We start from the raw sequence: 23,032 nt of genomic DNA, 5'->3' as shown, positions 1-23,032 counted from the left end.
ATGCTGTGTGGAATTATGTGGGTTCTATGTACTGGAAAGTAGCTCTAATGATCTATTTAGTGGTATACTAGATTTCATCCTAGTTAGAGAGGTTAAGGTAGTTAGTATGGAGAAGAACAGGGGCGCTTATCACAGAACGCCTTTTTTTGTCGTATTTATTCTGCTATTTCTAAAGTTAGTACTTTTACGCTATTTTTTGTTTGCCGGTATTGAGGTAACCAGACTGACAACGGATGCACTTGCCCTGCTGGCGCTGCTTTCTATATTGGAACTTATTACGCCCGCTAGAATTAAGGGGCCAGTATATTGGGGTTTTAACCTGATCTTCTCCCTGCTCTTATTCTCATCCACGTTATACTTTGAGCACTTTAATTCCGTGCCAACCTATACCGCACTAAATGAGCTGCATCAGGTAACCAAGATTCAGTCCAGCATTCAATCGACGATCCGCTGGATCGACTTTGTTTATTTCTTGGATGTTCTCGTGTTCGCTCTGATATGGATGGTGAGCCGGGTAAGGGGAGTTCGGGTTGCAGGGCGAAGATCAGTCTGGAAGATAGGGGTCACCCTTGCCTTGGTAATAAGCCTGCTTGTATCAGCAAGATACATCCAGCTGGGCCAGTCCATTACGAATGAGCTGGTGCAGGCTGAGAACCTGGGATTCTTCGATTACCAGGTTGCGGCCGCTCTGAAGGCGAGGGAGGAGAACCTGGCGATCGAGAATGGGAATATTAATGACACGATCGGCAGGATCAACCAGCTGCAATCGACTTACCCTTACCAGTCCTCAGACAAGAAGACAGCGGGGAAGAAGCCGGATTATTTCGGTGCCGCCAAGGGGAAGAACGTAATTATTGTGCAGATGGAGGCCTTTCAGAATTTCCCGATCCATCTCAAGCTGGGGGGACAGGAAGTAACCCCTGTACTGAATAAGCTGGCTGCGGAGGGGATGTATTTCCCACATGTCTTCCAGGAAATAGGCCAGGGCAATACCTCGGATGCCGAGTTTATGTCTAATACATCGATCTACCCGACAGGTACTGTAGCGATGTCAACAGGATATGGAGACAGGAAGCTGCCCAGTCTGCCCAGACTGCTGCAGAAATATAATTACGAGGCGAACACCTTTCACGTGAACGATGTCGGCTTCTGGGACCGGATCAAGTTGTATCCGGCACTGAATTTTGATCATTATTATGATAAGCCTTTTTATACTAATGACCATTTCAATGAGTTCGGAGCTTCGGACGAGGAACTGTACCGGGTGGGCGTTGACAAGTTGTCAGCAGTTAGCCAATCAGGTAAGCCGTTCTATGGACAGTTTGTTACTGTGTCCAGCCACTTTCCTTTCAAGGTACCGGAGGACCGTGTTCGGATAACCGTGCCGGATTCCATGAAGGGAACGCAGCTCGGTGATTATATTCAGGCTGTGAACTATACCGATTATGCGGTAGGTACTCTGATTGACCGTTTAAAGGCAAATGGGCTATGGGATAATACAGTTCTTGTGTTATACGGAGACCATTTCGGGCTGCAGCCGCAGGACAATGATCCTGCTGTAGTAAGCCAGCAGCTCGGGATTAACTACGATCCCCGAATCACCCGGTTCAACATTCCGCTGCTTATTCATCTGCCCGGTGAGACTAAGGGTAAGGTGATTGACCAGGTGGGGGGTCAACTCGATATTATGCCAACGGTAGCCAATTTGCTCGGGATTTCGCTGAAGGATGAGAAGTTTACAGCTTTCGGCCATGATCTGCTGAATATCGACAAGAACGTCGTGGGTATGAGATATTATCTACCGACCGGCTCCTTCTTCAATAATGAGATTCTCTTCGTTCCTGGACAAGGGTTCGATGACGGGACGGCGGTCTCCTTGAAGACTATGCAGCCGGTCAGCGATATTTCACCTTACAAAAAGGATTATGATTATATACTGAAGCTAATGAGTCTATCTGATGAATATGTCAAGCTTCTTCCCACGCGATAGGGAGAGCTTCAAGTAATCGCAATAAGAGAATAGGAAAGCCCGGCATCTCACTTACACAGATGCCGGGCTTTTTTGGTGTGCTGCCGAAAGGGTAATCTTCATAATCTTGGGCTTCGCTGCATGGGTAGAACCTACAGTTGGTCTTCAAAACTGAAATCCAGAGACGGCTGCACATATACATTATCCGGGGCAGTGATCGGTTCAGCTTTCTCGGCATCCAGCTTGAGCACCGGATTCCCCTCATAGGAGGTCTCGCCCAGCTTACCGGACAGGTGCACCCAGCTGTCCGTCTTAAGCTGATCCCCGCCGCTCATTTCCACTAGAATCCCCAGAGGCATGGCATCAGCCGTACAGCACTGAATATTGAACCGGGCGATGACGAACTGGTTCGGCTTCATCGAAGGCTCCCGGTAGATAAAGCCGCTGATGTCGATTGGCTTGCTGCCGAAATTCCCCGGGTATAGCTGAAGCGCGGTGAGTATCTCAACATATCCATGATCCTTGACCTGAATATGGTCAGTTTGATACAGCTTCATACCAAGCTTGGCGTACTCCCCGGTATACTTGTCCGAAGGGAACAACTTAGCGAGGCTTGTACCGGAGACTTTTACAGAGCTGCTCAAGGTGACTGGGATCTGTCTGGTATGGATAGGGCCCGCCAGGCTGAGGCCCTTCTTGGAAGCAAGAGCACTGCCTATAAAGCTGTCCGGGACTAGAAAGCCGAGCAGGACTGGGAAGAGGAAGAGCGAGTTAAGCACTCCTCTTGCCAGTGCTGAACGTGGCGGCTTGTGATGGAAATGGGCGGAAGAAGGAAGGCCGCGGAGCTGCCGATAGGTATGATATCCATGATAGGCGGCCATTAGGAAGAGCACCGCTGCAGACAACTCCACATAAGATTGCATACGCGGAGCGATGTAGTAATTAATATGTCCGGATAGAGACAAGTAACTAATATAGATTGCGAAACCGAGAAGGATCAAGGTCTGCATAACAGCGTGTCTGAATAGAGTGGCTTTAGGCTGGTTCAAGTGAATCCTCTCCTTCCTTAGGTCAGTTCATTGCTCTCTACGACATAGGGAGTGTCTGTCCGGCAATGAGGGCAACGATAAACACAGTCACGATAATGAGGACTGCAAGCAGCAGGACAAATTTGGCCTTGAATACAGACAGCAGCATAATCGTACCTTTCAGGTCAAGCATTGGACCGAAGATCATGAACGTTAGCAGCGCTCCTGCTGGGAACGCGGAAGCGAAGGAGGAGGCTACAAAGGCATCCGATGTTGAGCAGAGGGATAGCAGGTATGCCATTCCCATCATGAATATATGGGAACTGAGGGGCCCGCCGCCTAGAGCTATAAGGCTATCTCTCGATAACAAGCACTGGATTAGGGCTGTAATCGCTCCGCCCAGCAGCAGATATTTTCCCATTTCAAAAAATTCTTCAATGGCATGACTTAAAGATGAGCTGATACGTCCACGAATGACGCTCCTGCGGGGGGAGCGGACCCTGCTCAGTACGAATCTGGAAGTCTGCCCGATTACGGCTCCTGAATGAACGCGAACAGGCAGCTTCCTTACTGCCGTCAATGAACCGGCATGGGCTTGTCCGGACACACCGCTTGGCGCTGGGCGGAGCGGATCCGTCTTCACTACCCGCCAGATGAACAGCCCGATTGCTGAGGCCACCACTGTGGCAAGAAGGAGCCGATAGTAAGCCAGATGAGGTTCTGTCCGAAAAGCCATATAGGTCGCGGCGAATACAACAGGATTCACAATTGGACCTGCCAGAATGAAGACAATGGCTGTATACAGAGGCATGCCTTTATGAATAAGTCTTCTTACAACCGGAGTCAGGCCGCATTCACAGATCGGAAAGATGAAGCCGAGCACACAGGAGAAGAGGACGGCAAGCAGCGGATTGTTGGGAATCAGCCGTCTGACTGTGGCCTCGGAGACGAAGACCTCCAGTATTGAGGAGAATAGAACACCGAGGAGCATAAAGGGAAGTGCCTCAAGAATGATACTGATGAACAAGGCCTTGAAGTTCGTTAACAAGTTAGGTAAGGAGGTTATGTCATTACCACGAAGAAGAAGAATACCGGTGATCCCTAGTGCCGCTAGAAGAGCAATTATAAATAAAATGCGCCCCGGGTTTGTGGAATACCGCCGAGGGGGAGGTGTTGTGGGATTCACTGCTGATTCTCCTTGCTAAAATATATTGGAATTATCCATCCTAATTGTTCTCTGTATTCTATAATAACAAGGAAAGCCTTAGACCGGAATTGATAAGTTCTGGTCTAAGGCTTTCAAATGTGTAATGATGATAATCAAGCTAAAGATTAATTCAATACTGCTTCAATATGAGCATTCGTTACAGACCAGTGGGAAGCCGTCCAATACTTCGCTTTATCCTTCACAAATATAACTTGAGGGGATTCATGCTTGACGCCCAGATCCTCGGCAATCTGATTGGAGACAGGACGTGACTCAATAACTTTGACCAGATAGTAATCTACGTCTGCATTTGGATTGGCGTCAACAAATTGATTAAATTCCTTAAGGGCATTCGCGCTAACCGGGCAGGTAGTGCTGTGCTTCAGCACCAATTGCCCCCGGCTGCTGGATTGCTCCAGGATTTGATTCCATTCATCTATAGTTGAAATTTCTGTCCAACTCATTTCGCTTCACGCTCCTTTGGGTTCATCTGTTTATGAGAAGTTACTTTCCTTTCTATAGTAGCATCTATCCATAGGGTTATTCAAGTGAGGACGGATACGTTTTACATAGAAATTGTAAATTGACAATTCAGGTGTTGTCTGATATCTATTAGACAAAGTGAACTTGTCTAGCCCCATCAGCTCATTCTATACACTTCATTGGTTGGAGGCATATTATGCATAATGAACTACAATACCCTGATTATGAACAGGTGTATGCTTTATCACCAACAGGCATTGCATTTGTCTCGGTGGATGGAAGGTGGCTTCAGGTCAATCCGTCCCTTTGCGCGCTCCTTGGGTACACGCAGGATGAGCTGCTTAACTTAAGCATGAGGGAGATTACCTACCAGGAAGAATATGCCGATAGCTATGCCAAGCTGTGCAAGCTGCTTCATGAGGAGCGGACTTCTCTCAAGCTGGAACACAAGCTTATTCGTAAAGATGGAAGCGTTATTTTGGCTCAGATAGCTGTCTCCTTGATTCAGAGGGAAGAGGAAGATCACCCGCCATATTTTATTATGTTTGTATCCTCTGATTATCATGCTGGCAAGAACATGCAGGACCGGGAGGAGCTCTTAGCCCAGACGATGCGGATCGCCTCCATAGGGAGCTGGGAGTGGAATGTTGATAGAAACACCATCATCTGTTCGGAACAGGTGTATTCGATATGCGGCATCCCCTATACCAAGGATCATTTGAAGGTATATGAGGTCATGGATCTGGTCCCCAAAGAAGAGAGGGAACGCTTTAAGGGGATTTTTAATGATGCGATTCGGAACAGGGAATTTAAATTTGAGCTTAATCTGATCAGGCCCGATGGGAAGGCTCAGTATCTGGATCTGCGCGGCATTGTTACCTATGGTCCTGATGGCAGGCTTCCAAAGACCATTATGGGAACGGTTCAGGACATTACAGATAGCAAGCTGGACCAGCTTAAATTACAAGAGAGTGTAGAGAGATATAACTCTTTGAAAAAATATAATCATGATGCTGTAATCTCACTGGATCTGGAAGGCAATATTATTAATTGTAATGCGGTGGCGGAACAGCTGACCGGTTACAAGATCAAGGAGATCGCAGGTACGAGTCTCGCCCGCTTCATCGGACTCCAGCATTTGAGAGACATTCTTCATCATGCCCTTAATGATGCCTCTGTGGAGAGAAAGATTGATACTATCGCTCATAGAGACGGTCATGTAACCGAAGTGCTGACGACCATTGCTCCCATTATTATTAACAACAAGAATGTGGGATTCTATATCATTGCGAAGGATATGACCGAGCAGAAGAGGCTTATAGCGGCCAAAGAAGCAGCGGAGAATACGAATAAAGCCAAGAGTGAATTCCTGGCGATGATGAGTCATGAGATCCGGACGCCAATGAACGGCGTGATCGGGATGACAGATCTTCTGCTGGAGACGACGGAACTTGACGATACCCAGCGGGAGTTTGTTGAAATCATACGCAAGAGCGGGGATTCCCTGCTGGCCATTATCAATGATATTCTGGACTTTGCCAAAATTGAGTCCGGGAAGACGGTACTTCATCAGTCCGAGTTCGGACTCAAGGACGTGATAACGGAAGCGATGGACATGCTCCGGGCGAGAGCGGATCAGAAGGGACTTCGAATGAACCTATCCGTTTCGGAGAATGTTCCAGCTAAGCTAATAGGAGATCCTGACCGACTGAAGCAGATCTTGGTGAATCTGTTAGGCAACTCGATCAAATTCACATACAACGGCGGGGTTTCCGTAGATGTCGATCTGCATTCCAGCTGTGAGAGACATGTACTTCTTGAATTCAGGGTGAAGGATACCGGAATCGGAATTCCAAAGGACAAGATTCAGTACTTGTTCCAGCCGTTTCATCAGCTGGATAACTTCATGAATCGTAAATATGAGGGCACAGGCCTGGGCCTTGCGATCACCAAAAAGCTGGTTGAAATGCTAGGGGGAGAGATCCGCGTTGAGCCAAGCGATGAGCCCGGCGCCACATTTGTGTTCACTATGAGTTTTCAGCGAGTGAAGGGCAGCTTGGACAGCATGGAGTTCGGGGAGGGTGAAGCAGACGAGGTACACTCCCATTTGAAACTGAACATTCTTGTAGCTGAAGATAACGACATTAACCAGCTGGTACTGAGGAAAATGCTTGAGAATATGGGTCACAGTGTTGAGGTAGTGAACAATGGACTTGAGGTTATCCAGATGGTTGCATATAAGACCTTCGATCTGATCTTTATGGATATGCACATGCCGGGAATGAATGGACTGGATGCCTCCAGGATCTTACATGAGACCCTGCCTGCGGGCACAGTCCCCATTATAATCGCGGTGACAGCAAATGTACTCAAGGATGACAGGGAACAGTGCCTGGCCGCAGGGATGCAGGACTATGTCACTAAGCCGATCAAAAGTCAGGTTATTGCCGAAATGATAGATAAATACTTCTTGAAATAATGGTGAATAATACCGAGATGAGTCCGCATTTCCTATAAGAAATGCGGATTTTTGTGTGCTGCGTGTCCGTCAGCCCAGATTGACAACATGCGTAGTTCGTAATATAGTTGTTATGACAACTATTATGGATGGAGAGAAATATCTTGAATAGTCCGCTTGATGAATCTATCGGTTTTCACATGGGGATTGCTTATCGCAAGCTGTCCCTCATTCTGCAGCAGCGTATGCGGGATTACCAGATAACCCCGGAACAGTGGTCTGTACTGTACCGGATATGGGAGAAGGATGGCCAGATTCAGAAAGAGATCGGGGAACGTTCAGGGAAGGACAAACCAACGACAACCCGGATAATTACCGCTCTGGAGGAGAAAGGATTTATACGTAAGGTGAGCGGGGAGAACGATCGCCGCTCATTCTTCATCTTCATTACCGACGCTGGGAGGTCGGTGATCAGACATACGGAACCGATAGAACATCAAGTGCTGAGGGAAATAACAGAAGGGATTCCAGAGGAGGAGTCCAAGCTGTTATTGAAGCTGCTGCGGCAGATCAGCGAGAAAGCGGACCTTATGATAGAGAGAGAGAAGAAGGAGTGAATGACAATCAATATGGATCAGGATGATCAAAGAGAAAAGCTGTGGACGAAGTCGTTCATCATGCTGACAATAAGTTATCTACTGCTGTTCTTATGTCTTCAAATGCTGCTGGCTCCGTTCCCTACCTACGCGAAGGAGCAATTCCATCCGAACGATTTCACCGTTAGTCTGGTGACGAGTCTGTTTGCCCTAGCGGCAATTGTAACCCGGTTCGTCATGATTCCTGTTATGCGCAAAGTCCATCGGAATGCGGTGCTCATCACGGGGATAGTCATTGCAGGTGCAGCCACAGCGCTGTATTCATATGCTAATACCATGTTCCTGCTGCTCTTGCTGCGCATAGCCTTTGGAGTCGGGTTCGGGATGGCAAGCACGGTAATGCCCACACTTGTATCCCAGATTATTCCTAAGAAACGGATTGGTGAGGGAATAGGATATTTCGGATTATCCACGAGTCTGGCCATGTCCATTGGACCTATGATTGGATTATCTGTGCTTGCAGGGTTTGGATTCCCCACGCTCACCCTGCTCGGTACAGTGGCTGTAGGGCTAATTATTCCATTGCTTCTGTTCACAAGAAGCATACCTCCTCAACCGGCTGCAGCACCAGCGGGAGGGGATACTCAAGCCGCCAAGCTTCCTTTTCCGAAGACCATTATTCTTCCCGCAGGGCTGAATATGCTCATATCCGTTACTTATGGTGGTTTACTTGGCTTCCTCGCTTTATTCGGTGCGGAGATCCATCTGGCTCAAATCGGCTTGTTCTTCTTGTTCAATGCCTTCACGGTGCTTGTGATCAGACCGGTATCCGGTCGTATATTCGACAGCAAAGGGCCGGCGGCTGTGCTTATTCCAGCTTCGCTAATTGTCTTCGCAAGCTTGATGCTGCTCTCGTTCACGCACTCAATCCCGCTGCTCATTGTATCAGCGCTGCTGTATGGGCTCGGCTTTGGAGCCATTCAGCCGACAACGCAGGCCTGGATGCTGCGAGAGACCCCGCCGAAGCAGCACGGCATGGTTAACAGCCTCTATTACAATTCACTCGACCTGGGCGTGGCGGTCGGATCGATGCTGCTTGGCGTACTTGCCTCCGCGACGAGCTACTCCCAGATGTACCGATATTCTTCTTTTGTAATGATCCTTTTTCTGCTGGTGTTTGTTATATTCAGACGTGCCCAGAAGAAGGTGCATGCCGTACATTCCACCCCGCATCCTCGTCCGGAATCCAATTAGGATATCCGGGCTTTTTTGCGTTATTTGATCTGTCCGATGGAGAGACTTAATTTGTAATTCCCGTAAGCCAGCAGTTCATCGAGCAGATTGCCAAGCTCCATTTGGGTCTTTGTACGTACTCGAAGCCAGTAGCAACCTTCTCCGCTGACCCGGTGCATTTCGGTAATGTCTTCACGCTGCTGGACAAATTCCAGGAATGTCTGATGAGCGGGCGCGGATTTCAGGAACACGGTGACGAAGGCGTGTACAGATAAGCCAATCTTCTCTGGATTCCAGAGCAGGGTATAACCTTCAATGATTCCATGATCCTGCATCTTGCGTATCCGGCTGCCTACAGCCTGGCCTGTCAGATGAACAGTCTCCCCAATTTCGCGATGGGAGAGTGTTGCATTGTGCAGGAGACAATTCAGAATCTTCAGATCGATCTCATCGATAGAGCTTAAGGTCATAACAGATAAATTCCTTTCATCATGAAAAAATAAACACCAGATTCATTTCACCCGATTATAGGCCAGCGATGCCCTTATTCCTATAATTGAAGCATACCCACTGAAAAGGAGTCGATATAAAATGCGAATACAACTGATCCGGAATGCGACACTATGGATTGAGTATGCGGGGCTTACAATTCTGGTTGATCCTATGTTCAGTGAAGCGGGAGCTAATCCCCCTATCATCAACTCTTCTAACGACAGGCGAAATCCCCTAGTTCCTCTGCCAGTAGACCAGGGCCTGCTGTCTGATCCTGATCTGGTTCTGGTCAGCCATTTGCATTTGGACCACTGGGATCCGGCTGCTGCCAAGGCGGTGAGTAAATCAGCCGCTGTATTCTGTCAGCCTGGTGATGAGGAGACACTTCAAGCAGCCGGATTCAGCCAGGTGCAGCCCGTGGAATCCTCGGCTGATTACCAAAGGATTCAGATACACCGGACCTCAGGTCGGCACGGAACCGGAGAGATCGGTGTGAGGATGGGACAGGTATCCGGTTATGTTCTCCAAGCAGAGGGAGAGCCGGACCTATACCTTGCCGGGGATACCATTTGGTGTGACGAAGTGGAGGCGGCACTAGTCAAGTATCGGCCTCAGATTACGGTAGTTCATGCGGGCGGAGCCAGGTTCGTAACCGGAGACCCGATCATTATGGATGAGCAGGATGTGATCCAACTTGCGCGCTGTGCTCCCTACACCCGGATTGTCGCTGTACATATGGAGGCGATTAACCATTGTCTGATCACCCGGGAAGATCTTAAGACACGATTGTCCTCTGAGGGACTCGGCTCCTCGGTCCATATTCCGCTTGATGGGGAGTGGATGGACTACGGGAAGTCTGAATAGATTAGGAATTCAGCTGGTGCTTGTTCCTCTTGCCGCGGGCGGCAGAGAAGGCGAAGGGCATATACAGCAAGAGGAACAGAATGCAGGCGACTGTCTCAAGAGAGACAATATACCACGGGTATGGGCCCAGAAAGTCCATCAGGGACGCTGTCGCCGGCTTATGGGATAAGAACATGTAATTGCCGCCTGTCAGATGATTGATGAACAGAATCAGCACCAGCAGGATGTTCAAGAAGACCATCGTGATACCGACCGACTTTAGAGTTGGCCTGAATCCTTCTACCCACACCATATAAAGGACAGCCAGAATGATCGCAATATGGGCCAGGAAGAATTCGATGAACCGGAAGTGGGGGTAAGGATAAGACAATGCCGGAGTCAGGATCGCCTGCAGAGCTCCTCCTATACCTGTGAAATAGACGATTTGGAAGATAAACCGACTCTTGTACAGCAGCATAAATACACATAAATACAAGGATATGCTGCACAGCTCCAGCGGCAGGGTGTCCTTCACATCGAACCTCTTGCCCCAGATATACCAAACATTCAGTGAGAGTTCACACAAGATCAGAATTCCAGCCAGTACATACCGCCCGGTTCGGCTTCTTGAAGGTCTCTGGAGCCATTTCCGGCATCCGTAGAGAAGTACAAGGCTGAGGAGGAACATAGCCAGAATAATCAAGTGAGAAGCAGAGAAAGCTTCGAACGAACCTGCTTCGTCCACGCTGAAATAAGCAATCAACTGAACACCTTCCCTTTACTGGTGGAATAGACTTCTGAATTGATTTTACTTTATTTAGGAAAAAGGGAAACCCCCTCTTTGAAAAAAACAGGTGGATATGGGACAATGTTATCAACGCTTTGTTTAACGAGGTGAATTATGATGGCCAAAAAGAAAAGCCGTCCGGCTGCGCCCGCACGTACCGAAGACAAACCTGCTACGCTGAGGGACCTCCTCAGCAGTGAGGTTGTAGGCAAACTTCAGGCTCAAGCGGCCGAGATGAAGGCGGATGAGCAGAAACGCCTGGAGGAAGCACGGCAGCAGGCAGAAGATGCACGCAAAGCGGAGCAGAAGCGTCTGGAGAATGACTTTGAGCATTTGCTAAGCAGCAGCAGTATGGATTGGAAGAAATTCAAATAGCCTGAGAGAGGGACTGTCCTTGGAGAAGCATTGGCTTCCGATTGGGGAGCCTCTCTTTTTTTTTGTCTCAAGGAAAAATTAAAAAAATTAATGTTTGTATGAAAAAAGACGAGGAATTCCTTGGTTATAGGTCGAATATAGTACTAACCATTTGAGATTAGTTCAAAAGTTTGATGAAGATGAGCCCGAAAATTATGTAAATCAAACGATATACTGTCCTCTAATAGACCCAGTTCGACCTCCTCGTTGAACAAATTAGATTAGGATTACCCGCCGTGCTCATGCAGACCCACTACTCCAACGTCGGAACCGCAGAAGATGTCATCTAACTAGATCTGCGGATGTTCTTTGAGAAAGCGATAAAGTGAAATCGATTGCAGAAGGTGATGAAATGTGGTGGATCTCTTTTCTATCAGGTATGTCCATTAGTGTCCTTTTGATGGGAGCTTTAATGAGAATTTGGGCAGGAAGAAGCCGAAGTCGCTCTACCCATGACACGAGAACAGTCGAACTCCTTGAAGGTACCCGGGATATTGTGTACTATTTGGAGCTTGAGCCTGTGCGCCGATATAGATATGTATATGCCCCGCTTGACCGCTTGATGGAGCCGGAACAACAAATTTCAAGTCTGGATAACCCGCAGCTGGTATTTCTCAGGATACATCCGGAGGATATGAATCAGTTCTACCAGAAGCTGAATGGGGAATTTGATTTCGAGCAGCCAATTCTGTATAGAATCAGGGACTGCCATGGCCAATATATGTGGTATGAGGAGCTGGCAACCCCTGTCTTTGACGAGGGTAAGCTTACAGCCATTCAGGGAATTGTCAGGCCTGCTCAGGATAGATTGGAGTACCAGCAGTATTTGGAATACCGGATCGCTCATGACTCCATGACAGGCCTTTATAACCGGGAGCATTTCGAAATTCTGGTCTCCCATTATGATGTGAAGGTAGATGCGCCAGCGGCGATCATTGTCTGCGATATGGATAATCTGAAGTATGTGAATGATAATTTTGGTCATATTATGGGCGACTTGTATATCAAAGAAGCTGCAGGACTGCTCAGCAAAATGGTATCTGAAGAGGTCATGGTCTGCCGGGTAGGCGGAGATGAGTTTGCCATATTGGTTGTTAACAAGACGCTTTATCAAGTGAACAAGCTGGTTCAGGATTTGAAGCAAAGAGTAGTTCTCTTCCGGATGGAACGTCCGGATCTGAATATGGATATTTCGCTCGGATATGCTTATAGTGAACATTCCCTGCAGCAGATGGATTACCTGTTCCTGGAGGCGGACCGGGAAATGTACCGATCCAAGAACACCAAGAAACTCGCGAGAGCCTAATGAATAACGCGGGTTTTTTGGTGTCTATATAACAGGCGTGGATAAGAGTGCATAGAATGAATAAATGTAAAGAGACTATTGCAAAACTAATGTAATTAGTTATAATGAAACTAATCATATTAGTTAAGGTTATGAATGGAGTGATCTTATGCGTATTCGGCGTAATCATTATTTATATCAACTGACGTTTCTTCCCCGGATGTTCCCGGTAAATTGTTATCTCGTTGAAGAGGAAGAGAGCCTCACCTTGATTGATGCGGCGCTTCCCTATAGCGCCAAAGCGATCCTCGAAGCCGTCAAACGAATCGGCAAGCCGTTGACCCGGATTGTGCTTACCCATGCACACGACGATCATGTAGGAGCACTGGATAAGCTGAAGGAGGCTCTGCCGGAGGCCAAGGTCTTCATCTCTAAACGGGATGCACGGCTCCTTGAGGGTGACCGGAGCCTTGATCCTGGAGAAAGTAAGGAGCCCATAAACGGTGGTGTGTCATCCAAGCTGAAGACACGTCCGGACGTGCTGCTGGGAGAAGGGGACCTCGTCGGCTCCCTGCGCGTCATCGCCTCGCCGGGCCATACGCCCGGCTCCATTGCGCTGCTGGATTCGCGCAGCGGGGCGCTCATCGCGGGCGATGCCTTCCAGGTGCGCGGCGGCATAGCCGTCGCAGGGCAGCTCCGCCCGCTGTTCCCGTTCCCCGCCTGGGGCACCTGGAGCAGCAGCACCTCGCTCGGGTCCGCGCAGAAGCTGCGGGACCTGGCGCCGTCGCTGCTGGCCGTGGGCCACGGCGAGATGCTGGAGAGCCCGGTCCCCGTAATGGACCGGGCCATCCTAAGCGCCGCGCGGAAGCTTGCGGGCGGCGCTCAGGAAGGGGGCGGCCGTCATGCCTAGGGCCGGCCTGGATGCCGCGGCCGTGACGCAGGCGGCCGCGGAGATTGCCGATCGTCACGGGCTGGAAGCCGTGACGCTGGCGTCGGTGGCTCAGAAGCTGGGCATTCGCTCGCCCTCGCTGTACAACCACATTGACGGCCTGCCAGGACTTCGGAACAGACTGGCCGCCTACTCTTTAAAGCTGCTTCACTCCAAGCTGGAAGCCGCTGCCGCAGATATGATCGGCGATGGAGCGCTGCTGGCCTACAGCCGGGCCTATGTTGATTTTGCTCATCAGCATCCTGGCCTATATGAGAGTACACTGCGTGCACCGGATTCGCAGGATTATGAGCTGCAGAAGGCCGGTCATGCAATGGTGGAATTAATTGTTGAACTGCTGAATGGAAGGGGACTAAACGCGGATGAACAGACTCATGCGGTAAGAGGACTGAGAAGCATCCTTCACGGATTCTGCTCACTGGAGCAGAAGGGTGGGTTTGGTCTGCCGACGTCGCTTGAGGACAGCCTGCAGTTCATTTTACACGCTTATTTGCAGGGACTTCCCTCGAAAACTGATTAAATCTCCCCCCAGCGGGTAAAAAGATTGCAACAGCATCTAGCGCAGCAAGCTTTAGGTCTCTGAACAAAAATAACCCCCGACCGGAGCCCGGACGGGGTGAATTTGCCCACGACGAGGTGGGCGACATATTAATATCCTATCTGTAGTATCGAAATTTATGCCAGTTATATGAAATGATCTATGCTCGAAGTACGTTCGACAATAGGTCTATTTAATCATGCAAAAGGGAAAGAGGAGCACGGAAGGCTCCTCTTTCAGACTCAAGACACGTGAAACGTGTGAATTTATCCACGACGAGGTGGATGACATAATTTACTGTGGTCACAACTCAATCTCTGAACTTATAGTAACCTATTTCGTAAGTTAGTGTCAATACAATTTTCACGTTTTTTTTTAAAGACCGAGCGTCCATTTCATCCGGGTCTCCAACCGATTGATGTCTTCCTCGTCCAAATTCCCAAGATGTTCTTTAAGTCTAACCTTGCTTACTGAAGTCGTTTCTTCCGTCTTGGCGGCCGAGTCGAAGGCCAGAAAGTCATATTTACTGGTGAATAAGAAGTAATGACTTTGAAATCTGGGCACCGGTTTGCCATCGCGGGTGAGGACCGGCTGCTTGGTTTTGAAGTTCGTTTTGGCTTTCAGGTTTTTGGTCAACGGTACGACAATAACATTGCCGGAAGTCGAATTAACCGTATTATTGGAAATGATAACAACAGGACGTTCCTCATTCTGCTCACATCCTACATTTTCCCCGAAATGACAGAAATGAATGGCTCCACGAACCATTTTCCGACTTAGCTGTTTCTTCTCATTCTCTATCCAATGATGAGCCATCTTCACTTTAATGGGCATCCAGGCCATGATTTGCTGCTCTTTTAACGCTTTCTCAGCCAGGATCCGTTTCTCTGCGGACTTAGATATGACATGGGCCATTTTGTTCTCCCGTTCTGTGTTCATTTAATCCTCTCCTGGTACGATCTAGTTAGGTGTCTGAAAATTTAGCTTTTCTATATGATTTACACTTCTTTGTGGGGCTATTAAACAAGAAATCTGTAAATTCCTACATTTCTTATCATAAAGCGGTTAACATGCATACAAAATAGGAGAAAAGTATATACACCATGGGGGGCTTTCGCCTCACCTTGTCTCCATGGCTTGTCCAGTTCTAGCCCGGTACCGTACATAAAATTACCTAGGTTTCGCAACACTATAGATCACACTAGAAGTTAAATACACGACCTGAGAGGTAATTATGGCTAAACAAAGCTCAAATGAAGAAGCAACTCTGAAGTGGTGGCAGCTTTCTTTGCTTGGAGTCGCCTGCACTATAGGGACCGGTTATTTCCTGGGGTCCAGTCTGGCGCTGCATATGGGAGGGCCCTCGGTTCTCATCGTATTCGCCCTGGCGGCTGTGGGTACGTATACGGTATATGATGTGCTTGCCAAGATGACCGCGGAACATCCGGAGAAGGGCTCATTTCGTTCTTATGCCAAAAAAGCTTTCGGTCGGTGGGCTGGCTTCAGCAGCGGCTGGGTCTACTGGGGATCAGAGCTGCTCATAATGGGCAGCCAGCTTACGGCTCTCTCCATATTCACAAGGTTCTGGTTCCCGGCTATTCCGATGTGGGTATTCGCCTCAGGTTATGCAGTACTCGGACTCGTGGTCATCATGCTCGGCAGCAAGGGGTTCGATTCTCTAGAGAATATTCTGTCGGTTATCAAGATCGCGGCCATAGTCATGTTCATCGTAATTGCCGTTATAGCTTTAATGGGCTGGATCAAGGGAACGGGCAGAGCCCCTGTCTTCCCGCATACCAGGCAGAGCTTTTTGCCGCATGGCATAAATGGACTTTGGTCGGCTTTTATATTCGCGTTCTATGCCTACGGCGGTATTGAAGTGTTAGGTTTAATGGCAATTCGTCTGAAGAATCTGGAGGATGCTCCCAAAGCGGGGAGAGTGATGCTGCTGCTGCTCACCAGCCTCTATATTCTGTCGCTCGGACTGGCCGTCACGATCGTCTCCTGGGAAGCATTTACACCGAAGAAGAGCCCTTTCATAACTGCATTGGCTAATTACCCGCTGCCCTTTATTCCGCACCTGTTCAATGCGGTGCTGATTATTGCGGGCTTCTCCACCATGGTCGCTTCTTTATTTGCGGTTACAACCATGCTGGTCACACTCGCTGAAGACAAGGATGCACCGCCCCTGTTCGCCAAGAAAGTGAAGGGAAAGCAACCGCTGTTCGCCATTTCCCTTACAGCTGCAGGGTTGGTTGCTTCAATTATACTGGCTCTGGTTATGCCGGGCAAAATCTATGAATACGTAACAACAGCAGCAGGGCTGCTGCTGCTGTACAATTGGTTATTTATCCTTATCACCTCTGGCAAGCTGCTGAAATTAACCGCATTCGGGCAGGTTAAGCGATTTCTGGGCATGGCGCTAATCGGGCTTGCCGTTTGCGGTACTCTGCTGCATGAGACCAGCCGTCCCGGGTTCTGGGGCAGTCTAATTTTTGTGGGTGTTATTGGCGGCGTAACCCTGATTTTGCAGACCGTTGTCTGGAAGAAGCAGAAGCGGTACTCCCGCAGAGTCATGCTGAGAAGAAAGCGCGGCGGAGCCCACTAAATTCCGTGTGTCACCGGAAGAATAGAACCTTGGCGGCTTCAAACCCGAAGTAAAGTCCAAACCCAATCAGGGACAGACCGGAAATGATCGAGATCGCCTTCAGAAGGGGAACCGTCAGCCATCTGCGGAAAGCGCTGGCCAGTGAGGCCATGGTGACGTCCCACAGAAGAACACCGGATAAGACAGCAGCGCTAAAGATCATGAGCTCCTTAGGGGCATAGGTTGCAGCTGTCTCCGCAAGAATAGATCCGTAAATGCCCAGCCAGAACAGGATTGAGATGGGATTTGAGAGGGACATGAAGAATCCGGCAACAAAAGATTTGGATAAAGACTCGGCGCTTCGGGTTTCCTGAAGCGTTATTTTTTGTGCGGTGAGCAGGCTCTCAATTCCGATATACAGAAGAACGAAGAATCCGAACAGCCAGAGAAATGATTTCATGAATGGGGTATCCACGAAATGCACAACTCCGAAATAGACCAGCAGGATGTAGACGATGTCTGCCATAACCGCTCCCAGGCCGAGCAGCCAGGCAGGCCAGAAGCCGCCGCGAATCCCGCGGTCGAGTTGGGCCGCGTTGATAGGTCCGATCGGTGCGGACAAAGAAAGTCCGAGTAACAAGCAGCTGAAAATATCCATATGCTTATAATTCCTCCTGCCATGAGCATTCACTTTAATGTGCTTGTACAGCTTATTCAAGAAGGAAGAGAAATAGGACAAGGATGGGGGGAATATATTAATAGTGTTCGTGCTGTTGACGGGCATCTGCATATTTTGACAAGGAGCAGCTTGAAGTGATAGGTTTAAAATGCTCAAGGTTCGGTACGGTGTGTCACAAGTGATACGGATGACGCATAAAAACAGTAGGAAAAGGTGGATGAAGGTCGTTTCTATGAGTAAATTTACCCGCGATTATTTCATATTGATGGATGATATTGTACGTGAGGGTGATCCGATTCTTCGCGTGAAGACAGAGCCGGTCAGCATTCCTCCAAGTGAAGAGGACCGGGCTGAGATGGCGGCGATGATGCAGTTCCTGAAGAACAGCCAGGATGAGGAAATTGCGAAGAAATATAAGCTGCGGGCCGGAGTTGGCTTGTCGGCCAATCAGATTGGCCTGAACAAGCGGATGTTCGCCGCGTATTTAACGGATGAGAAGGGGCAGACCAAGGAATATGCCTTGTTCAATCCCAAGGTGATTAGTCACTCTGCAGCGATGACCTATCTGCCCGAAAGTGAAGGCTGCCTGTCTGTGGATCGTATTATTCAGGGGTTTGTTCCCCGTTATGAGAAGATTCAGATCAAAGCCTATGATGAAGAGGGCAATGAACTGAAGCTTCGCTTCAAGGGCTTTCCTGCCATCGTGATGCAGCATGAGCTTGATCACCTTGATGGCATCATGTTCTATGACCGGATTAACCCGGACAATCCTTTCAAGCTGCCGGCCAATGTGCAGATTTCAAGCCTTTATTAATGGATACGTCTTATTAAGAGCAAAGGGGCTATCCCAGCCAGGTCTGTATTAGACCCGCGGGGATAGCCCTTTTTTGGCATGCCTGTTGAAATTAGAATTCCTCATGCGCTAAATCTGTATTGATTCCGATGGCCGCGCGGCTGCCCTCTCCAGCCGCAATAATGACCTGGGAGGGGGAGATGACCGAGGTATCACCAGCCGCATAGACGCCCGCAACGCTTGTTCTGCCGAATTCATCGGTAAGAAGACCGCCTGAGGGATTCATGGCGCAGCCGAGCGAACGCCCAAGTTCGGAAGACTGGAACCAGTCTGGCTTAATGAAGCCTCCCGTAAGGCTGGCTTCTTCCTGATTGCTGAACCTGATCCGCTCCAGCCGCCCGCTGCGGCCTATCAAATGGGTAATCGGATGCTCGCTATAGGCGATATTCCTGCTGCGCAGAACATGCTTGAATTCAGGTGACAGAGCGGCTTTGCCATTCGTGCAGACTAGAAGCTGCCGGCTCCAATTCCACAGGACTCGGGTCAGATGAAGGGCATGATCTTCATCTTCCGAGATGATGGCAAGCGGCTGATCACGCAGCTCCCAGCCGTCACAATAAGGGCAGCTGAATATACTCCTGCCGTAGTATTCCTCGATTCCGGGGATGCCTGGCAGCACCTCCTTAAGCCCTGTGGCGAGAAGCAGCTTTTTGGTGTGATATACCGCCCCTGAGGAAGTGGTAATCTCTAGAAAGTCCGCATGCTTGGCGGCTGTGGCGATCCGCTCGGTACGGAATTCCACGGAGGAATACTTTTGGATGTCCTGATGGGCCAACTGCCTGAATTCAGCGGGGGTCGCTCCATCTCTTGTAATGAACCCGTGCGATTCCTGCGTAACGGCATTCCTTGGGCGGTTATCATCGAACAGGAGAATCTTCCTTCGGGCTCTGCCCAAGACGAGGGCGGCGTTCAGCCCTGCGGGCCCTCCGCCCACAATAATACAATCCAGCACGTCATCTTCATCCTTTCCTCTTGCAGGTTCTTCTCTTCCTTATGTTCATTTGGGGGAGATAATGCCAGCTGTCCAAGCATGACTTCGGGGGAAGTGTGCAGGGATGGATTATGGAGAGGGCAGAACCTGAAGAGGGGCAGGGCCTTGAAGAGCCTTTCAGAGGGATGCGGACGTGCGAGCCCCGAAGTGTAGGGTACTTTAGGGCCGCTGGCGGACGTGCGGTCTTTAATTGAGGGAAGCTGGTGCCAATATAGAAAAAAGGCCAGCAGGAATCACCCCAGCCAGCCCATCTTCTCGGCAATACTTATGGCATCGATCCGGTTCTTGGCTTCGAGCTTTTGAATAATTTCAGATACATAATTTCGTACGGTTCCATAAGAGAGGAACAGCTCGGAAGCAATCTCCTTGACAGAGAGACCGGTGGAGAGGCGGCTCAGGACCTCCTGCTCACGGTCTGTAAGCGGGTTGGCTGTCTGCCAGAAGGTCATGGACAGCTCGGGACTGATCGCTCTGCCGCCGGAATTAACCCGGCGGAGAGCTTCGCCAAGCTCACTGACCGGAGCATCCTTGAGGAGGTATCCATAGGCTCCAGCCCGCATTGCCCGCTGGAAATAACCGGCTCTGGAGAAGGTAGTGAGGATAATCACCCGGCATGGATGCTTCAGTTCCTGAAGCTTCTCAGCCACATCCAGACCTGTCATCTCCGGCATTTCTATATCCAGCAGACATAGGTCGGGAGATAGCTGCAGAATTAAATCGAGCGCTTTCGAGCCGTTCTCGGCCTGTCCAATGACCTCGATATCGTCTTCAAGATCAAGCAGGGCGCTGAGTGCTCCGCGCAGCATGCTCTGATCCTCCGCAATAATTACTTTCATGACACACCTCCAAGCTGTTGGTTCTTCACGACTTTAGGCACCTTTACACTCAGGGTTGTTCCTTTGCCTGGTATAGAGCTGTAGATTAACGTGCCTTGGATCAGCTCCAGTCTTTCCTTCATGCCCAGAAGACCGCGTCCGGAGGATACGCCTTCGGGTCTGCCCAGCTCAGCCCCAGTTCCATTATCCGTAACGGTTAGCGTAATCTTATGGGTATCCTCGCCCAGTAAAATGGAGCAGGTGTCCGCCCCGCTATGCTTGACCACATTGTTAATGGCTTCCCGGAGGCACAGCCCCAGAATATTCTGAACCAGCGGAGGGGCTCCTAACTTCTGCGGCTCGCCGGATACGGATATCCTGATTCCGGCAGCTTCAAGAATGGCTTTGGTATTGTTCAGCTCCCCCTGGATGGATAAGGCATTCATACCGGACACCAGCTCCCTGACCTGCTTAAGAGCAGCCCGTGAGGTGGCCTGAATATCCTTCACCTCCTGAATAGCCTGTTCAGGTTTCTTCAGAACGAGCTTCTCAGCGAGCTCGCTCTTGAGCGTAATGAGGGAGAGCGTATGGCCCAGCGTATCATGCAGGTCTCTGGCGATCCGCTGGCGCTCTTCATTTTTGCTCAGCCTGGCGATCTCCTCATGGGCTACATTCAGCTCGGATTTGAGGTTCCTCGTGTTCTGGAACATCCGTAGAAAGAAAGGGAAGACGAACAGGACAATTAATGGGGGCAGGATGTTCACCCATTCTGCAGCACCGGTATGACTGCCGCTAATCCAGAGTGCGATGGCTGAGGTGCAAATGAGAAAGCCCATTCCAGACCAGAATTGTCTTGTGGATACAAGCATGCTGAGCATGGCGGTAGAGAAGAAATTCATGGTCAGGAACCCTGGATTACTGAACAGGATACAGAAATATCCTGTAAGAATCATGTTCACGGTGGCGAAGACCAGTCTGCCTCGTTCGTACCAGAAGCTTCTGAGATAGCTGGCGATGAACAGGGCTAGCACGGCGTAGCCGATGAGCATATCCCTTAATGGCTCATCGGCCAGACTCACGGCTGGATAGATAAGATAGACCAGCCAGATCAGGGGAAAATAATTAAACCTTTTGGGAATAGGCGATCCCCACGAGTTGGACATTTATACCGCTTCCTGTCTCTTTAGGATATAGGTTGATAATATCATAAAGATCAGGGCGTAAGCAGCCAGGATGGCAATTCCGGTCCAGTCGGGCCCGACCCCGCCAAGCACGTTCCATGCTCCTTGACCGAATCGGTAGGAGGGGAGGTACTGGGCAATATCCTGCATAATTTTTGGCATCGTAGTCAGCGGCATCCACAGTCCTCCGAGAACGGAAAGGGACATGTAGACAATATTGGCTGCAACCTGTACGACTTCAACGCTTTTGAAAGTGCCAAGGAGTGTGCCAAGAGCCATGAAAGGCAGTACACCGATCCAAATCCACAGGCCGCAGGTGATCCATTCTCCGAGGGTAAGGTCAATTCCTTTGGCAAAATGACCGATCAGAAACATAAAGACAATCGTTCCCAAGTTAATTACGGATTGGGACAAAATTTTGGACAGCACATAGGAACCATTCGGCAAAGGCGTGATTCGGATCAATCTCACCCAGCCCTGAGTTCTTTCTTGGGCAAATCTTACACTGAGCGTGTTGATACTGGCTCCGATGACGCCGAATGCGGTCATAGACATCAAGTAGTAGGCTTTCCAGTCCACTCCGCCTACCTTTATATCTCCCAAGGTGCTGGTGAAGATGAAGTAGAACATGACCGGCATGACGATGGAGAAGACAATGAACCTACGGTTACGGACCGTACGAAGAATTTCGGCTTTACACTGAGCAATCATAGATTTCATCATTATTTAGCATCTCCTTGAATTAAAGTTTGGAAGGCGTCTTCAAGTCCACCTGCTGAGATCTCGATATCACGAATATCCAAATTGTGCTGGATGAGTGTGCGGATAAGCTGGTCGGTGTCCGTGCTGGTTAATTTCACTTTGCGGCCGCTCCATACCGTGTCGGCGATTCCAGGTAGTCCTTCCAAGGAATCCGGACGAAGCTGTTCTCCCGCGGTAAAAGTAATCATTTTGTGTCCTTGTGCGGCTTTAATCTCGGCTGGAGTTCCGTCAGCGATCACTTTCCCTTGGTTAATCACTATGATGCGATCTGCGATGCTGTCCGCTTCATCCAGATAGTGGGTAGTCAGGATGATGGTGCGGCCTTTGCCGGCCATGGCCCGGACACTTTCCCAGAACAGCTGTCTGGAGCCGACATCCATCCCTACAGTAGGTTCATCCAGATACAGGATTTTGGGATCACCCGCCATCGCCAGGGCGAAGTCGAGGCGGCGCTTCTGCCCGCCGGACAGGGAGGTTGCAAATTTGTTCTGCTCTTTCTCAAGTCCTGATATCGCGAGCAAATGGGCCAGCGGAAGCGGGTTCACATAGTAGCTGCGGAATAGATCCATAGTCTCGCGGACGGTAAGGCGGTCAATCACGCTGATATCCTGCAGCATGGCGCCGACCGACTGCCGCGCCTCTGGCTGATCCGGCGAGCCCCCGAGGATACGAATTTGTCCGCGGGTTGGCTTTTGCAGCCCCAGCAGCATGGATACAGTGGTTGTCTTGCCTGCCCCATTGGGACCGAGCAGGGCGGTGACGGTGCCCTCTTCAATATGTAGTGACAAATCCTTAACCGCGTGCGTTCCTTTGTATTCCTTATCTACATGTTCCATAGTGATTACTGATGGCATCTTTGTTTCCTCCCGTGTGTCATTTCAT

Annotated in this window: 23 protein-coding genes; 11 read left to right on the top strand and 12 right to left on the bottom strand. The window is 49.6% G+C overall.

What is annotated here, in order from left to right; translation table 11 throughout:
* Positions 1–106: 106 nt before the first annotated feature.
* Positions 107–1,990 carry an LTA synthase family protein gene (locus EJP77_RS16500; RefSeq protein ID WP_127200350.1) on the top strand — a complete coding sequence of 628 codons (1,884 nt, stop codon included), beginning with the start codon at positions 107–109 and terminating at the stop codon, positions 1,988–1,990.
* A gap of 131 nt (positions 1,991–2,121) precedes the next feature.
* Here the strand turns inward: EJP77_RS16500 and EJP77_RS16495 are convergent, their stop codons facing one another.
* From EJP77_RS16495 to ytxJ, 3 genes are all read right to left on the bottom strand, one after another.
* Positions 2,122–3,018 (bottom strand): TIGR03943 family putative permease subunit, encoded by an 897-nt coding sequence (locus tag EJP77_RS16495; RefSeq protein ID WP_127200349.1) that lies wholly within the window; start codon positions 3,016–3,018, stop codon positions 2,122–2,124.
* A gap of 37 nt (positions 3,019–3,055) precedes the next feature.
* On the bottom strand, positions 3,056–4,183 hold the full coding sequence (locus EJP77_RS16490) for a permease (RefSeq protein ID WP_221886019.1): 1,128 nt from the start codon (positions 4,181–4,183) through the stop codon (positions 3,056–3,058).
* Between the two features lie 146 nt (positions 4,184–4,329).
* The gene (ytxJ, locus tag EJP77_RS16485; RefSeq protein ID WP_127200348.1) at positions 4,330–4,668 is read right to left on the bottom strand and encodes a bacillithiol system redox-active protein YtxJ; all 339 of its coding nucleotides are present in this window, start codon (positions 4,666–4,668) and stop codon (positions 4,330–4,332) included.
* Positions 4,669–4,883: 215 nt separating this feature from the next.
* On the opposite strand from ytxJ, the gene EJP77_RS16480 reads away from it, so the two are divergent.
* The 3 genes from EJP77_RS16480 (at position 4,884) to EJP77_RS16470 (ending at position 8,995) form a co-directional block, all read left to right on the top strand.
* Positions 4,884–7,166, top strand: a complete 2,283-nt coding sequence (locus tag EJP77_RS16480; RefSeq protein WP_127200347.1) for a PAS domain S-box protein — start codon at positions 4,884–4,886, stop codon at positions 7,164–7,166.
* Positions 7,167–7,309: 143 nt separating this feature from the next.
* On the top strand, positions 7,310–7,762 hold the full coding sequence (locus tag EJP77_RS16475; RefSeq protein ID WP_246021918.1) for a MarR family winged helix-turn-helix transcriptional regulator: 453 nt from the start codon (positions 7,310–7,312) through the stop codon (positions 7,760–7,762).
* Positions 7,763–8,995, top strand: coding sequence for an MFS transporter (locus tag EJP77_RS16470; protein WP_246021917.1), 1,233 nt, complete (start codon positions 7,763–7,765; stop codon positions 8,993–8,995).
* Positions 8,996–9,015: 20 nt separating this feature from the next.
* On the opposite strand, the gene EJP77_RS16465 is transcribed toward EJP77_RS16470, so the two are convergent.
* Positions 9,016–9,444 (bottom strand): Lrp/AsnC family transcriptional regulator, encoded by a 429-nt coding sequence (locus EJP77_RS16465; RefSeq protein ID WP_127200345.1) that lies wholly within the window; start codon positions 9,442–9,444, stop codon positions 9,016–9,018.
* A gap of 121 nt (positions 9,445–9,565) precedes the next feature.
* On the opposite strand from EJP77_RS16465, the gene EJP77_RS16460 reads away from it, so the two are divergent.
* Complete coding sequence (locus EJP77_RS16460; RefSeq protein ID WP_127200344.1) at positions 9,566–10,330, top strand: MBL fold metallo-hydrolase; 765 nt, start codon at positions 9,566–9,568, stop codon at positions 10,328–10,330.
* A 1-nt stretch (position 10,331) separates the two neighbouring features.
* On the opposite strand, the gene EJP77_RS16455 is transcribed toward EJP77_RS16460, so the two are convergent.
* On the bottom strand, positions 10,332–11,072 hold the full coding sequence (locus EJP77_RS16455) for a YwaF family protein (protein ID WP_127200343.1): 741 nt from the start codon (positions 11,070–11,072) through the stop codon (positions 10,332–10,334).
* A gap of 141 nt (positions 11,073–11,213) precedes the next feature.
* On the opposite strand from EJP77_RS16455, the gene EJP77_RS16450 reads away from it, so the two are divergent.
* The 4 genes from EJP77_RS16450 to EJP77_RS16435 all read left to right on the top strand — a co-directional run bounded on the left by EJP77_RS16450 (position 11,214) and on the right by EJP77_RS16435 (position 14,264).
* On the top strand, positions 11,214–11,471 hold the full coding sequence (locus EJP77_RS16450; protein ID WP_127200386.1) for a YqkE family protein: 258 nt from the start codon (positions 11,214–11,216) through the stop codon (positions 11,469–11,471).
* 364 nt (positions 11,472–11,835) lie between these two features.
* Entirely contained in the window at positions 11,836–12,816 is a 981-nt protein-coding gene (locus EJP77_RS16445) for a GGDEF domain-containing protein (RefSeq protein WP_127200342.1), read from the top strand.
* A 148-nt stretch (positions 12,817–12,964) separates the two neighbouring features.
* Positions 12,965–13,705, top strand: a complete 741-nt coding sequence (locus tag EJP77_RS16440; RefSeq protein WP_127200341.1) for an MBL fold metallo-hydrolase — start codon at positions 12,965–12,967, stop codon at positions 13,703–13,705.
* A complete protein-coding gene (locus EJP77_RS16435; RefSeq protein ID WP_127200340.1) occupies positions 13,698–14,264 on the top strand; it encodes a TetR-like C-terminal domain-containing protein in 567 nt (188 codons plus the stop codon). The genes EJP77_RS16440 and EJP77_RS16435 overlap by 8 nt, the downstream gene beginning before the upstream one ends.
* 393 nt (positions 14,265–14,657) lie before the next feature.
* Here the strand turns inward: EJP77_RS16435 and EJP77_RS16430 are convergent, their stop codons facing one another.
* Positions 14,658–15,221, bottom strand: a complete 564-nt coding sequence (locus EJP77_RS16430) for a type II toxin-antitoxin system PemK/MazF family toxin (RefSeq protein ID WP_127200339.1) — start codon at positions 15,219–15,221, stop codon at positions 14,658–14,660.
* Positions 15,222–15,516: 295 nt separating this feature from the next.
* Here EJP77_RS16430 and EJP77_RS16425 point away from each other — a divergent pair, with 295 nt between their 5' ends.
* Positions 15,517–16,890 carry an amino acid permease gene (locus tag EJP77_RS16425; protein ID WP_127200338.1) on the top strand — a complete coding sequence of 458 codons (1,374 nt, stop codon included), beginning with the start codon at positions 15,517–15,519 and terminating at the stop codon, positions 16,888–16,890.
* 10 nt (positions 16,891–16,900) lie between these two features.
* On the opposite strand, the gene EJP77_RS16420 is transcribed toward EJP77_RS16425, so the two are convergent.
* On the bottom strand, positions 16,901–17,527 hold the full coding sequence (locus tag EJP77_RS16420; protein WP_127200337.1) for a LysE family transporter: 627 nt from the start codon (positions 17,525–17,527) through the stop codon (positions 16,901–16,903).
* A 253-nt stretch (positions 17,528–17,780) separates the two neighbouring features.
* Here EJP77_RS16420 and def point away from each other — a divergent pair, with 253 nt between their 5' ends.
* A complete protein-coding gene (def, locus tag EJP77_RS16415) occupies positions 17,781–18,362 on the top strand; it encodes a peptide deformylase (RefSeq protein ID WP_127200336.1) in 582 nt (193 codons plus the stop codon).
* A 91-nt stretch (positions 18,363–18,453) separates the two neighbouring features.
* Here the strand turns inward: def and EJP77_RS16410 are convergent, their stop codons facing one another.
* The 5 genes from EJP77_RS16410 to EJP77_RS16390 all read right to left on the bottom strand — a co-directional run bounded on the left by EJP77_RS16410 (position 18,454) and on the right by EJP77_RS16390 (position 23,004).
* A complete protein-coding gene (locus tag EJP77_RS16410; RefSeq protein WP_127200335.1) occupies positions 18,454–19,353 on the bottom strand; it encodes an NAD(P)/FAD-dependent oxidoreductase in 900 nt (299 codons plus the stop codon).
* Between the two features lie 272 nt (positions 19,354–19,625).
* Complete coding sequence (locus EJP77_RS16405) at positions 19,626–20,228, bottom strand: response regulator transcription factor (protein WP_127200334.1); 603 nt, start codon at positions 20,226–20,228, stop codon at positions 19,626–19,628.
* Entirely contained in the window at positions 20,225–21,370 is a 1,146-nt protein-coding gene (locus EJP77_RS16400; protein WP_127200333.1) for a sensor histidine kinase, read from the bottom strand. Before EJP77_RS16400 ends, EJP77_RS16405 begins: the two co-directional genes overlap by 4 nt.
* Complete coding sequence (locus EJP77_RS16395; protein ID WP_246021916.1) at positions 21,371–22,111, bottom strand: ABC transporter permease; 741 nt, start codon at positions 22,109–22,111, stop codon at positions 21,371–21,373.
* Positions 22,111–23,004: an ABC transporter ATP-binding protein gene (locus EJP77_RS16390; protein WP_127200332.1), complete on the bottom strand. Its 894-nt coding sequence runs from the start codon at positions 23,002–23,004 to the stop codon at positions 22,111–22,113. The genes EJP77_RS16395 and EJP77_RS16390 overlap by 1 nt, the downstream gene beginning before the upstream one ends.
* Positions 23,005–23,032 lie beyond the last annotated feature (28 nt).

Source organism: Paenibacillus zeisoli (assembly GCF_003994465.1).
In the GTDB taxonomy this organism is placed as follows: Bacteria; Bacillota; Bacilli; order Paenibacillales; family Paenibacillaceae; genus Fontibacillus; species Fontibacillus zeisoli.
This window is presented reverse-complemented; position numbering and strand designations above follow the sequence as displayed.

Coding starts and splice junctions, on each gene's coding strand:
- EJP77_RS16500 (WP_127200350.1), top strand. CDS start 107: ATGGAGAAGAACAGGGGCGCTTATCACAGAACGCCTTTTTTTGTCGTA.
- ytxJ (WP_127200348.1), bottom strand. CDS start 4,668: ATGAGTTGGACAGAAATTTCAACTATAGATGAATGGAATCAAATCCTG.
- EJP77_RS16480 (WP_127200347.1), top strand. CDS start 4,884: ATGCATAATGAACTACAATACCCTGATTATGAACAGGTGTATGCTTTA.
- EJP77_RS16470 (WP_246021917.1), top strand. CDS start 7,763: ATGACAATCAATATGGATCAGGATGATCAAAGAGAAAAGCTGTGGACG.
- EJP77_RS16465 (WP_127200345.1), bottom strand. CDS start 9,444: ATGACCTTAAGCTCTATCGATGAGATCGATCTGAAGATTCTGAATTGT.
- EJP77_RS16460 (WP_127200344.1), top strand. CDS start 9,566: ATGCGAATACAACTGATCCGGAATGCGACACTATGGATTGAGTATGCG.
- EJP77_RS16450 (WP_127200386.1), top strand. CDS start 11,214: ATGGCCAAAAAGAAAAGCCGTCCGGCTGCGCCCGCACGTACCGAAGAC.
- EJP77_RS16440 (WP_127200341.1), top strand. CDS start 12,965: ATGCGTATTCGGCGTAATCATTATTTATATCAACTGACGTTTCTTCCC.
- EJP77_RS16435 (WP_127200340.1), top strand. CDS start 13,698: ATGCCTAGGGCCGGCCTGGATGCCGCGGCCGTGACGCAGGCGGCCGCG.
- EJP77_RS16430 (WP_127200339.1), bottom strand. CDS start 15,221: ATGAACACAGAACGGGAGAACAAAATGGCCCATGTCATATCTAAGTCC.
- EJP77_RS16425 (WP_127200338.1), top strand. CDS start 15,517: ATGGCTAAACAAAGCTCAAATGAAGAAGCAACTCTGAAGTGGTGGCAG.
- EJP77_RS16420 (WP_127200337.1), bottom strand. CDS start 17,527: ATGGATATTTTCAGCTGCTTGTTACTCGGACTTTCTTTGTCCGCACCG.
- def (WP_127200336.1), top strand. CDS start 17,781: ATGAGTAAATTTACCCGCGATTATTTCATATTGATGGATGATATTGTA.
- EJP77_RS16405 (WP_127200334.1), bottom strand. CDS start 20,228: ATGAAAGTAATTATTGCGGAGGATCAGAGCATGCTGCGCGGAGCACTC.
- EJP77_RS16400 (WP_127200333.1), bottom strand. CDS start 21,370: ATGTCCAACTCGTGGGGATCGCCTATTCCCAAAAGGTTTAATTATTTT.
- EJP77_RS16395 (WP_246021916.1), bottom strand. CDS start 22,111: ATGATGAAATCTATGATTGCTCAGTGTAAAGCCGAAATTCTTCGTACG.
- EJP77_RS16390 (WP_127200332.1), bottom strand. CDS start 23,004: ATGCCATCAGTAATCACTATGGAACATGTAGATAAGGAATACAAAGGA.